The sequence below is a fragment of the Providencia sp. PROV080 genome, from assembly GCF_033688105.1.
Taxonomy (GTDB): domain Bacteria; phylum Pseudomonadota; class Gammaproteobacteria; order Enterobacterales; family Enterobacteriaceae; genus Providencia; species Providencia zhejiangensis.
Map to the genome: position 1 here is coordinate 536363 of NZ_CP096346.1, position 12837 is coordinate 549199.

At 38.6% G+C, this 12837-nt stretch carries 11 protein-coding genes; all 11 read left to right on the forward strand.

Annotated elements, in window-relative coordinates:
• Positions 1-926: 926 nt before the first annotated feature.
• Positions 927-1718 carry an inositol monophosphatase family protein gene (locus M1F03_RS02300; RefSeq protein WP_163860604.1) on the forward strand — a complete coding sequence of 264 codons (792 nt, stop codon included), beginning with the start codon at positions 927-929 and terminating at the stop codon, positions 1716-1718.
• A 43-nt stretch (positions 1719-1761) separates the two neighbouring features.
• Positions 1762-3069 carry an MFS transporter family glucose-6-phosphate receptor UhpC gene (uhpC, locus tag M1F03_RS02305; protein WP_318840071.1) on the forward strand — a complete coding sequence of 436 codons (1308 nt, stop codon included), beginning with the start codon at positions 1762-1764 and terminating at the stop codon, positions 3067-3069.
• 682 nt (positions 3070-3751) lie between these two features.
• Positions 3752-5398 carry a Na+/H+ antiporter gene (locus M1F03_RS02310; protein WP_251464983.1) on the forward strand — a complete coding sequence of 549 codons (1647 nt, stop codon included), beginning with the start codon at positions 3752-3754 and terminating at the stop codon, positions 5396-5398.
• A gap of 905 nt (positions 5399-6303) precedes the next feature.
• A complete protein-coding gene (locus M1F03_RS02315) occupies positions 6304-6573 on the forward strand; it encodes a helix-turn-helix domain-containing protein (protein ID WP_154623372.1) in 270 nt (89 codons plus the stop codon).
• A 206-nt stretch (positions 6574-6779) separates the two neighbouring features.
• Positions 6780-7331 (forward strand): fimbrial protein, encoded by a 552-nt coding sequence (locus M1F03_RS02320; protein ID WP_318840072.1) that lies wholly within the window; start codon positions 6780-6782, stop codon positions 7329-7331.
• 59 nt (positions 7332-7390) lie between these two features.
• Positions 7391-7981 (forward strand): fimbrial protein, encoded by a 591-nt coding sequence (locus M1F03_RS02325; RefSeq protein ID WP_244316467.1) that lies wholly within the window; start codon positions 7391-7393, stop codon positions 7979-7981.
• A gap of 59 nt (positions 7982-8040) precedes the next feature.
• Positions 8041-10587: a fimbria/pilus outer membrane usher protein gene (locus M1F03_RS02330; protein ID WP_251464992.1), complete on the forward strand. Its 2547-nt coding sequence runs from the start codon at positions 8041-8043 to the stop codon at positions 10585-10587.
• 21 nt (positions 10588-10608) lie between these two features.
• On the forward strand, positions 10609-11346 hold the full coding sequence (locus M1F03_RS02335) for a molecular chaperone (RefSeq protein ID WP_163860606.1): 738 nt from the start codon (positions 10609-10611) through the stop codon (positions 11344-11346).
• A gap of 40 nt (positions 11347-11386) precedes the next feature.
• Entirely contained in the window at positions 11387-11794 is a 408-nt protein-coding gene (locus M1F03_RS02340) for a fimbrial protein (protein WP_251464994.1), read from the forward strand.
• Positions 11787-12314, forward strand: coding sequence for a fimbrial protein (locus M1F03_RS02345; RefSeq protein WP_251464996.1), 528 nt, complete (start codon positions 11787-11789; stop codon positions 12312-12314). The genes M1F03_RS02340 and M1F03_RS02345 overlap by 8 nt, the downstream gene beginning before the upstream one ends.
• Complete coding sequence (locus M1F03_RS02350; protein ID WP_251464998.1) at positions 12314-12835, forward strand: fimbrial protein; 522 nt, start codon at positions 12314-12316, stop codon at positions 12833-12835. The genes M1F03_RS02345 and M1F03_RS02350 overlap by 1 nt, the downstream gene beginning before the upstream one ends.
• The last annotated feature ends 2 nt before the right edge of the window (positions 12836-12837 follow it).

Genomic DNA, 12837 nt, shown 5'->3' on the forward strand with positions numbered 1-12837 from the left:
ATGTCTGGTGTATTCATTACTGTGCTGTTGTTATTGTAAGTATCTTTATTTCATTATGTGTTTTTTCTCATATTGATAATCATCTGACTCAGTGGGAATTTAGTGAGTGATTATAAGTATCATCTGTTTTTTTTAATTTACAAATAAAATAGATAAATAATATATTAATTTTAATTTGGTCTTTTATTTCTTATATAAGATGATTTTTTCGATCTTAATGGGATGCGATTAAGGGAATTAATCCATTTAATAATGTTCATCACGGGAGGAATGTGCAATATATTCAGTCGACGAATTTCAGAATGAGAAGGGTTAATTGAGTTCGATTTTTATTTGAATGTTGAAATAGTATTGATAATAGCGAACACGGTTATCTGTTTAGAATCATTCAATAACATTATTTATTAAAAACTATAGATTAAAGAAAATGCGACTTTAGATAATATGAATTATCTAAAACAGCTCAATAAATAAAGCATGCTATATTCTGACTATTATCAAACAGCGATCTTTCAGTATAAGCTCTGTTCAAAGCACACACTCTGACGAATTCATTTCTCTCATTGGTTTTTATTCGTCGAACTTAGGTCTGTATTTTATCAGTGCTAAGCCTCAGTCAATCTCTGGTCACTCTACGTATTATTCCTTGGCTTGACAGCCGTTATGCCGAATTACGCACTATTTCCGTGGAAACTTATCAAGATCATCGAGACAAAATCCCTCAGTCTATAAATTGAAACATTATTGAAACAATAAATTTACAAAACCATCAAGTTGGTTATTGTGTCTCAAGAGTCAAATTTCGATATGGGTAGAGTGATAACTCAATTCATATGTCAACTATTCAAATAAAAAACAAATGGTTAAGTTTTTTAGGTCGCGAAGATGATCGTTAAAAACAGGCAAGCAGAACAAGAGAGGTCACCATGGATTATCGTATTTTTTTACAAGCAGCACATGTTGCCGCAGACAGGGCTCGTTATATTTTAACGGAACATCGTAAAAATAAACTTTATGAGCACATCTATTTTGATACTAAAGATGATGAAAGTCCTGTTACTGAAATTGACCAGTATGTAGAACGAGAAATTAGACAAATTATCCAAACATTTCATCCCGAACATAATATTTTGGGTGAAGAATATGGCTTTCAATTAGGAGAATCAGAGTTTACTTGGGTTATTGACCCTATTGACGGTACTCGGCAATTTATTGCAGGGATTCCGATTTACGGCACACTCATTTCGCTTTGTCACCACGGAGTACCTGTTTTAGGTATTATCGAACACCCTGCCGTCTCAGAACGTTGGGTTGGCGTAAAAGGCCACCCATCAACATTAAATGGCTTGCCCATTCAAACCCGTAATTGCACTCAGTTAGAGTTAGCGCTCATGTCTTCCAGTAATACCGAACCTGTCTTACCTGAACATCGCGCAGGCTACGAACACATTATACCTAAAACGAAATGGCGAGTTTATGGGGCAGCTTGTTACTCCTATGCCTGTCTTGCTACAGGGCGTATTGATTTAAGTATTGATAGTGGTGGCATGCGGGAGGTTGATTACTGTGCGTTAGTCCCCGTTATCGAGGGGGCTGGAGGAAAAATTACAGATTGGGATGGAAAACCGTTAACGATGCATTCAGGAAAAACCGTCGTTGCGGCGGGAACAGCAGAGCTCCATCGACAAGCATTGGAAATATTACAGCAGTTTTTATAAATAACGACAAAAAATAAAAATAATGGTTATTGAGGAGAATGTTATGTTCCGATGGATAAAAACGTTACCCGACCAACCCCCTATAACAGATAAAAAAGAAATAGATAAACTTTATCGTTATTGGCGAATTCATATTATGATTGCGTTATATGCTGGGTACGCAACGTATTATTTCACCCGCAAGAGCTTTAATTATGTGATGCCTGAAATGATTAAAGATCTGGGAATTAGTATTTCTGATGTTGGTATATTAACGACGGCATTTTATTTAGTATATGGCATCTCTCGTTTTGCTTCCGGTATTATGAGTGATGCCTCTAATCCCCGCTTTTTCATGGGAGTGGGATTAATCATTACTGGGTTTATCAACATTTTTTTTGGGATGAGCTCAAGTTTATGGTTATTTACTTTCTTTTGGGTGTTAAATGCGTTTTTCCAAGGCTGGGGATGGCCGCCATGCTCTAAGTCCTTAACCTCATGGTATTCTCGTAATGAGCGAAGGCTATGGTGGTCTATCTGTAATACCTCCCATAATGTTGGTGGTGCTATTATTCCTCTATTAGCTGGGGGGCTAGCAGTACATTATGGATGGCGTTACGGTATGTATATACCCGGTATCATTGCAATTGTTGTTGGGTTATTTGTCTGTTTACGTTTGCGAGATAAACCTTCAACAATGGGGCTGCCAACCGTAGGACATTGGCGTAATGATGAACTTGAATTACAACAAGAAGCCTCTAGTCGAAAATTAAAACTTTGGCCCATTTTAGTTCAATATATATTTACCAATAAATATGTTTGGTTATTAGCCATATCCTATATTCTTGTTTATATCGTACGTATTGGATTGAATGACTGGACTAATTTATATTTAGTCGAAGAATATGGTTATGATTTAATTAAAGCTAACTCTGCCTTGTCATTCCTAGAAGTTGGGGGATTTATTGGCACATTAGTCGCTGGTTGGGGATCTGACTTTTTCTTTAAAGGGAATAGAACACCGATGAATATTATCTTTATGATAGGTATTGGTGTTGTGGCTGCTTTTTTATGGCTATTCCCTGAAATGGGGTATTTATTAATCTCAGTCTGCTTCTTTTTTGTTGGTTTCTTTATTTTTGGGCCACAAATGTTGATTGGTATGGCGGCCGCAGAAGCTTCTCATAAAGATTCAGCTGGTGCTGCAACTGGGTTTGTTGGTTTATTTGGTTATTTAGGCGCGGCTTTGTCGGGATACCCACTGGCTAAGATCATTGAAACCGCAGGGTGGAATGGTTTCTTTATGACAATGATAATCGCCACACTTTTATCAGCAGTATTGTTATTACCTTTATTAATAAAAAAGAAATAACACGTTCTTAAACGTATAAAGAGCGTTAGTGGTAACGACACTAATGCTCTTTTTCTGTATCCCCTATCATCTATTTAACGCCGATATATGCACTCACCTATGCATTGTTTCAATTACATTGCTCATGCATTGAGATTCATCACCAAGAAAGCGGTCTTTGCCATAAGTTCGAATGTTAAATATTGATGCCAGTGATAGCGGGAGTGAATAGTGTCATACGTATCACTGGCATATTTAATCGTTCGTCTGAGTCTGTTAGTGACCATTGAAGATAGGCAACAGTGTTAGCGTGATAGGAAAGGAGATCAGCAGATTTAAGCAACCAACAATATACTGACTCATCTGTTTTCGAGCCTTCAGGCAAACAGAAAGGGCATGACAACAGAAACAACTGGGTGCCTTGATGTTGAAGAGAAAAAAACGCCAGAAAAGCAAAATTAAAGAGGGGAATGTAATTTATCTGTGCTAATTATAATAAATATTTAATTATCATTAAGATAGATTTTCATTCATCACTATTTGATGATAACGGTAATATTTTGTAACAGAATGATTGTGTTATAAGTTTTATGATAATTCTGCTTTTTTATTTTCTGACTAAATAGATACTTTACATCGATTCAATTTATCTATTTACTTTCCTACTGATAACGTCTATTTAGTTTAAAATTGGAGCAAATCCATGTCAGTTGTGACCCTTGTTTTGGTATTTTTACTCGCCGTGATTGTGAGTGTTTTTATCTCACGGTTACTTAAGGATATTATTCCTTTACCTATTATTCAGATAGCGCTCGGTGCTGGGCTATCCGTTTTTGGTTTTACGGTTGAATTTGAACCGCATCTATTTCTATTCCTGTTTATTCCTCCATTACTGTTTTTAGATGGATGGCGTATCCCTAAAGAAGCGTTATTCCAAGAAATAAAACCTATCATGTCGCTGGCAATTGGCCTTGTTGTGGTCACGGTGATTGGGATGGGGTTCTTTATTCACTGGTTGATTCCTGCTATCTCACTCGCCGTTGCTTTCGCGTTGGCGGCCATTTTATCCCCGACTGATCCGGTATCGGTCTCTGCAATGACAGTTAACTCACCTTTACCTTCGCGTATGGCGCATATTCTTGAAGGTGAATCACTGCTCAATGATGCAACAGGTTTGGTTTGCTTTAGTTTTGCTGTCACCGCAGCGCTAACCGGCACCTTCTCATTAGCATCGGCGGCTGGACAATTTGTACTCGTTGCTTTCGGCGGTATTTTAATTGGTTTGTTAGTGGCTTGGGTCATCGGTTGGTTAAACCAATTTTTAGTCAAGCGTACGGGGGAAGAGCCTGCTATCCAAATTATGATCAGCCTATTAATGCCATTCAGTGCATACCTATTGGCTGAACATCTGCATGTCTCTGGTATTTTAGCCGCGGTGGTTGCGGGTATCGCAATGCACTATGAAAAAATTGCAGGACGCATGCAAGCCGCAACGCGTATGCAGAGTAAGGCAGTATGGGATACCGTACAAACAGCCCTGAATGGTATGATTTTCATCCTGTTAGGTGAGCAATTACCAAGTATGTGGAATAACATGCCAGAGGTAGCCGAAGCGGCTGGTGCTAGCCATCCATGGATGCTATTTGTATACGTGATTGTTATTACAGTGGCATTGGCTATTTTACGTTTCGGTTGGGTATGGATATCCATGACATTAACGGTATTCCATAATCGCCGTCGTGGTAAAGAGGCTGATGTATTACATATACGCATGATGGCAGTCATGGCGACAGCGGGAGTACGAGGCGCCATTACTTTAGCGGGTATCTTAACTCTCCCATTATTGATGCCAGACAACTCCTTGTTCCCAAATCGTGATGTTGCAATCTTTTTAGCGATGGGGGTGATTCTCTGCTCTTTGCTGATTGCCTGTGTCGCATTACCTATTCTGACCAAAGGGTTAGTCCAAGATTTACCGTATGATAATGATGAAATTCGTGCACGTATGGCATTGAATGAAGCCGCAATGGCTCATTTACGCGAGCTAATGAATCATCCTTCAGAGGATATGGATGAAATCGCAATGCGTACAGAAGTCGGGGCCCAATTATTGGAAATCTATGGCAGACGTTTAGATAACACCGATGAAACCGAATCCGATGTTTATGATTTACATAAAATGATTGATATGGAACGTGAAATGTCTCGTTCTGCCTTACAAGCGAAGCGCGATGCGCTATATCTCATGCGTAAAGGTAAAAATATCAACGAACGTGTATACCATCGCTTACGTGATGAATTAGACCTCAAAGAAGAGACGCTAAATCATCATAAAAACAAAAAGCATTAATGAAAGCGTGGCCAGACTATATGTTCTGGCCCTTTTTTATCTTTTAAGCATAAAGGCCACTTCCCAGCTCAATAGCTTGATATGCTATGGAAAAACCTTGTTTATCTCCAGCATCTCGTTGTCATCGCAGGATCCTTTTTAGTCATCGATTAAACTATCGTGCTAAGCAATCATGTGTAAAATAAAAAATGATAATAGAATAAGTAATGAGATAATAATTAACTAAACCAATTAATAGCAAAGAGATTATATGGTCATATTGCTCAATGGGTTATTTTAATCACAAGAGAGATAATAATGTGAATTAGATAATAACAAGTTGATATTATTTTAATTATTTTTTGTTGTTGGTGTTTACTTTTATATTTTTCAATTGTTTTAATGTTGCATGATTTTCCTTTTAACTCATTTTTTGGGTAATTGTGGTTTTTATGTTTGATGTAATGATTTTTTATTGATATTAATGTTGTTTTTTTATTTGTTGATGGTTTTATGCTGTTTTTTTAATGTCGAGTTAAATTGTTTTGTTACAAATAGCATTAATGATTAATTTTATATTTTTTTTCATTTTGATATTGAATAATTAATTGTCTTTTATATTATTTAATTTGAATGTGGTTTGTTTATCTTGTTGGTTTTAAAGGGTTAAATTAAATTTGCAATCGTATATAACGATCGATTTAATTGCCTTTGATAGCATTTACCTATGAATTATTAATGATTCGATCGATATAAACGTATTTACAGTCTCTAATGATAACTCTATATTTCATTAAAATTATGTTTTTTTATTTATTATGTTGCGAACCAATTTATGAATTTTATTTTATTCATGATGGTGAGGTTTTTAAATTAAAGATTGGCTTGTTTTTTAAATGTTAACTATATTTTCGTTGGTTTTTAATATGATTAAAAATAGGATTCTACTACGGCAAGATATTGGTGATTTTTTAAGATCAGCAAGAAGACGTAAATCGTTAACTGGGCTTCAAGTTGGAAAGATGCTGCACGTCAGTCAGCAACAAATATCCCGCTATGAACGAGGTGAAACGAGTATCAGTATTGAAACATTAGATGTGTTATTGAAAGCACTCGATATGGATTGGTCTGACTTTTTTTTCAACGTAATGGCTAACTACTCAGCGGAAATAGCAGAAATAAAGCTATATCGATAATATCTAATAATGAAATTATCAGTAAATAATATTATTTATACGCGACGCTCCAATATTGCGTATGAAGGAGGAGAAAGACGGTTTGATCAAGGATGATTTTTTTATTTAGCGATTGAAATTTCAATGAAATATTAAATTTACGTCATTAAAGAATTTTTAATGATGGGGTTGTTTCAATTTAAATTTTATATTGAAAGGAAAAACACATGAGATTAATTAAATTCACGCAGGTGGTTGTTATTGCTACCTCTATGGCCTCTTTCAACACCCTTGCAGATAACACAGGAACATTAGATTTTATCGGTACCGTCGTCAGTACTCCCTGTAATATTGCACAATCCTCATTAAAGCAAACTATTGATTTTGGAAAACTATCTCGCCGTGCTTTAGAGAACGGTAGAGTCGCTGAGGTTGACTTTAATATTGAGTTCACGGGATGTGATTTTACTGATTTTGATAAAGATGCGGGTGGTAAACCAATAGCCGTTAAAGCGATGGAACTTGTTTTTACGGGGCAAAGTTATGCCGATGCGGCTAATACTTTACTGGCGACGTCAGCGGGGAACACAAACAATGTCGGAGTGGGGATTGATGGGTTCGAATTTGGTAAAGCTAAAGATATCTTATCGAGGATAGTGAATAAAAAAGGAAATAATACTTTAAAATTCAAAGCGCTGGCTAAAGCTGTTGATACCACTAAAGAGGTTGTCGAAGGGCAATTTAGCGCAACGTCCAATTTCCGTATTACTTACCAATAAGCAGGATGACTGCCCGCCAGTAAATTGCTGGCGGCATTATTGATATGTGGAGGGATACAGTGAGCGCATACAAACAGCTTATTCGTTTTCATTGCCAAGTAATGTGCTTAATCATGTTATTCACGCTTGAAATCGCTGTTGCATACGCGTCTGTGGATGCTGATGAACGCGCTTTTAATGGGATGACAAGAATAATTGGCAACGTGGTGGCAACTCCTTGTTCCATTGTCATGCCAAATCGCCACCAAACGATTAATTTTTCTCCTTTAACGTTGACGATGCTTTCTACGATGAGTCGTCGGGAACGTTATAACCAGCCATTTATTATTGAGTTACGTGATTGTGGCAGTGTGTATTCCTCTATTGATAGTAAAACATGGTCAATTCGCTTTGATGGTCAAAAGGCACAGCAAATTGAGGCTTTTGTATTGCGTGGCCCCTCTCAAGGCTTGGGGGTCTCAGTATTGAATGATCAATCACAGGTCCTCATTCCTGGGCAAAATTATCCCTTATCTCATCATGTGCTACGACAAAACAAATCTGGGCAAACCCTTTTTCTACGTTATTTTTTACGGCTAGAACTGACAGGGCAACCGATTCAGGCAGGTAACTATCAAGGTTTGATTCGTTTTTTCATCGATTATCAATAAGAACAAAATGAGGAGCCTCATAAGATCTACGTCGAGGGAACTCTTTTGCAGTATTTGGGATGGAACAGAGCATGATGTTCAAACATTGCAAAGTAAGGCAGGTCGTTTTATTTACGTTTGGCTTTATGGCATGGACAGCTGGCGCTTCCGAATTCAATACCGATGTACTGGATGCCCAAGATATCCAACATATTGATATAAGCCAATTTTCTGTCGCAGGGTATGTACCGCCTGGTGACTATGTATTGACAGTATTCGTTAATGGTTTGCGCTTGGGGGCACCCCGAGACATTACGGTGTATGACAAAAACACACAGGCTGAGGTACCGTCACAAAGGGTTTGTATTCCTGCTGATATGTTGGAATTGATTGGTTTGAAAAGTTCGGCAGAAAAAAAGGTCACACTCTCAGATAATGGCCAGTGCCTCGATTTTTCATCTCTATCAGGGATACAAACAAAAGTTGAATTATCAACATTGTCACTGCATATCACGATCCCTCAAATGTGGATGGAATATCGGGATCCGTATTGGACACCACCGGCATTATGGGAAGAGGGCATCAATGGCGGTTTTATTGATTTCAACGCTAATATGTCAGCGACTAAGGAAAAAGGGGGAACCCGAAGAGTTTATTTATCAGCAAATGGCACGACGGGGATCAATATTGGTGCTTGGCGATTACGCGGAGACTATCATGCTAATTATCAAAACCAGCGTGGCTCACACTATCCACAGGAAACCCATCAGTTTGATTTTAGCCGCTTATATGCTTTTACCTCATTAAAAGAATCCGCCGCTATTTTGACGTTGGGGGAAAATGACTTCTATTCGGATATCTTTGACGCATGGCAATACAGTGGTATTTCGCTAGAAAGCGATGACCGAATGTTACCGCCAAAGCTTGTTGGCTATGCACCAGAAATTATTGGCGTCGCCAATACTAATGCAACGGTGATTATTCGTAGTCAAGAGCGGGTAATTGCCGAAACGGCCGTACCACCCGGTCCGTTTCGTATTCAAACATTGGATAGCGGAATACGAGGGGTATTAGATGTCACTGTACGCGAAGAAAATGGCGAGGAGAAAAAATTTAGTATCAGTACTGCCTCATTACCTTATTTAACCCGTCCGGGCAGGTTGATTTATAAATTAGTTGGCGGAAAAACACGTTATGACGGCCGTCATCTGACTGGTCAGCCTATTATTGGCGGTGAGTTCTCTTATGGGGTGTCCAATACTTGGTCAGTGTATGGTGGAACACAGGCAAACGGTTATTATCAAACATTAGCGCTTGGTTTAGGGCGTGATCTTTTTGCTATCGGTGCGATTTCAGCTGATATTACCCAATCGTTTTCAGATCTTCCAGACGAAAGATTACAGGGGCGCTCTTATCGGTTTAACTACGCGAAATCATTTGATGATTTACGCACGGATATCACGTTTGCGGGGTATCGTTTTGCTGATAAAGAATATCGAACGTTAACACAGTTTATGGATGAAGAGCGCATTGGCGTAACACCTCGCGCTCAAAAAGAAAATTATCAAGTTTATCTGAATAAGTATTTTGAGAACTTTAATATCTCTTTGAATTATCAATATAGTACTTATTGGCAAAATGATTCACAAACACAATATGGTTTGTATGCGAGCACGAATATGAGTCTGCCAACGCTATCTCAATATGATACGAATTTATCATTATCGGCGACTCGTACTGAACGTGATAATGGCGTCGCAGATGATGCTATCAACGTGTATTTTTCAGTGCCACTTTATACAGGCCATAGTGTAACTTTCTCTGAACTTTATTCTCGAGCATCTGGTCACCATCAATATAACCATAACATGGGTTATAGCGGTTATAACGCCACTGATAATTACAGTTTAAATATGGGGTATAACCATGGTCAGAATATTGATAATCAAACCAGCCTGAGCGGTTTCTATTCACGAGACCTGTCACAAGCCAATATTTCTGCAAACGCGAGCTATGTACCTCATCAATATCGCAGTATTGGTGGCTCAATCAATAGTGGCGTGACAGTAACGGCGAAAGGCGCTGCATTACATCGGTCTGCTCACGGTGATACTCGATTAATGATCGACACGGCGGGAGCCAGTGACGTGCCATTAGATAATGGCGTGATTAAAACGAATGGCTTTGGTCTGGCAGTTATCCCAAATGTGAATAGCTACCGTAAATCTACCGCATCAATTAATACCAGTAAGCTACCTGATAATTTAGAAACGATGGTATCGACGACAGATATTACGCTGACTAAAGGGGCCATTGGTTATCGTCATTTACCCGTGATGAAGGGAGAGAAATTATTTGCCATTTTATCTTTAGAAAATGGCCAAAGCCTCCCCTTTGGTGCCAGTGTGCGTAATGCGGATAACCAAGAATTAGGAATTGTTGGGGAAGACGGAGTCACTTGGCTAGTCGGTGTTTCTGCACAAGAAACACTGTTTGCTTACTGGAATAACCACAAACAGTGTGAGCTAAGGTTACCAGACAACTTCACGCAATCGTCCAACATGTTGCTGCTGCCGTGTATTCAGAGCGCCGCTTCTTTACCAACCGCGTATTCAAAAGGTCATTAAATTAGGTTAATGGGGTCATTTATGTTGAATTTAAAGTTACATCATGGGCTATTATGGGGCTGTTTTTTGCTAACAATGTCAGTTGCGATGAGTGCATATAGCGCCATTACATTAGACCGAACAAGAATTATTTTTCCCGGAAGCGAACGTTCTATCAATATCCGGATCACGAATGATAATCCTGAAGAAGCTTATTTAGCACAAAGCTGGATTGAGGATTTACAGGGAAATAAATTAACCAAAGGGGCAATTTTATCAACGCCACCTTTGCAGAGAGTCGAAGCAAACAGTGATAGCTTAGTGAGATTGAGTGTAACGCCTTTGCTTGCGCAGTTACCTCAAGATAGAGAGTCGGTATTTTATTTCAATCTGCGGGAAGTTCCCCCAAAATCCACGGAAGGGAATACATTACAAATTGCGTTGCAGTCTCGTGTTAAGTTGTTTTATCGGCCTACCCGTATTTTGGCGGAATCAGAAACGCGATGGGCTCATAAGGTCACACTAACTCGAACGACAAAAGGCTATAAACTGCACAATCTGACCCCTTTTCATTTAACGGTGATTGGTTTAGGCGATAGCAAAACGCAATCAGAGAAAAGCCATTTTGATGTCGTGATGGTGCCACCAAGATCTACGCACGATATGGCATCCTCCAAATTAGCAACCCCCTATCTTACCTATATCAATGATTATGGTGGCAAGCCTACACTGGCTTTTCAGTGTGTCAGTGATGTTTGCACAGTGACAAAAGAGCTGTAGTCGCGCTTCTCAAACAAGATAGTCGAGGGGGAAGGCAATAATGAAACATCAAAGAAGATGGTTATTGTTGGTTACTCTGAGTTGTGTCGTGAGCAATTGGACTCAAGCTGCAACGCCTGTCGCTAATACACCCGCGGAAGAAACCTATTATGAACAGCCACGACAAGGGTGGATTAAGGTTAATGCAGCATTATTTAGTGCCCCTTGTAATTTAGCCATGAATACTGACGTTATTTTAACGGAATGTGGGGCTGGTGTTATTTTTCATAAAAATGATACTCCTGATAGTTCGGTTAAAACACCCGTTAAATTACAATTTTATGATGTTTTGCAGGGGCAAAAATTTAAACGTTCAGCAGCGCAACTAACACATGGAAATAATAAAATACCACTGCCTATTCTCAATGAAAATCAGCATATATTGAGATTGGAGGTTAGCTATGAATAACGTGTTTATTGTTGTCATCATGTTAGTGCTAATGCCAAAAAACGCATTTTGTTATCCACAATTAGACGTGCAATTTCGCGGTGAACTGGTGCACAGCAAATGCCAAATTGCTATTGAATCCGTTAATAAGCAAATTAAGCTAGATAATTTACGTTGGCAATATATTAATGAGTATGGCGCCAGCGAAATACAACCTTTCTTTATTGCGATTAATAAATGCAGTCAATCTGATTTGAATAAAACGATTCGATTTACCTGGCAAAGCCAGCAACTAACCAATATTGGCGGTCATCATTATTTAATGACACAAGGTCAAAGTGGTGCGTTGCTTGGAATTACTGAAGCCAATAAAAATAATCAGCTTATTGTTTGGAATCAACCTATTGATATTGGTGTTGTTTCAGTGGTGAATGACCAGCAACAATTAACGTTTGGTGTCTTTGTACGCAAGCCTGCGACTGAAAAAATAAAGGTTGGTGATTTTAAGGGAACAGCGACATTTTCGGTGGAGTATGAGTAATGAAAAGAGACAGTACCATAATCGCCGTTTGCTTTTTAATGAGCACATTAGCTCAATCTGATGTGTTAGTTGAAGTTAATGCAACTATGGTGGCGCCTAGCTGTAATATTCATAGTGAACATAATGACTCACAACTGACGATAGATTTTGGAAGTATGAAGCCTGAAGCATTAGATAACACGCATATTAATAAAGATTTTCCGATTCATCTTTCAGGCTGTGATTTTAATAAAAACCTAGCGATTATTTTAAATCCTAACGGTACTCATACATTACAACATCATGGACAGACATTGTTAGCGACCACAACGGCAGGGTTAGGGATCCTGTTTAATGAAATAACGGAGGGAGCAGTACATGTACTGGATATTAATAAGCTGCAACGAATTCATCCTAAAAAAATCAGCGCCACCGAATATAGAGCTGATTTACAAGCACGTTTAATCAGCACTATCCCTTCGGAGCGATTAGCTGTAGGTAAGTTTACCTCTGCTATGACTATTTTGGTGACCTATGACTAATG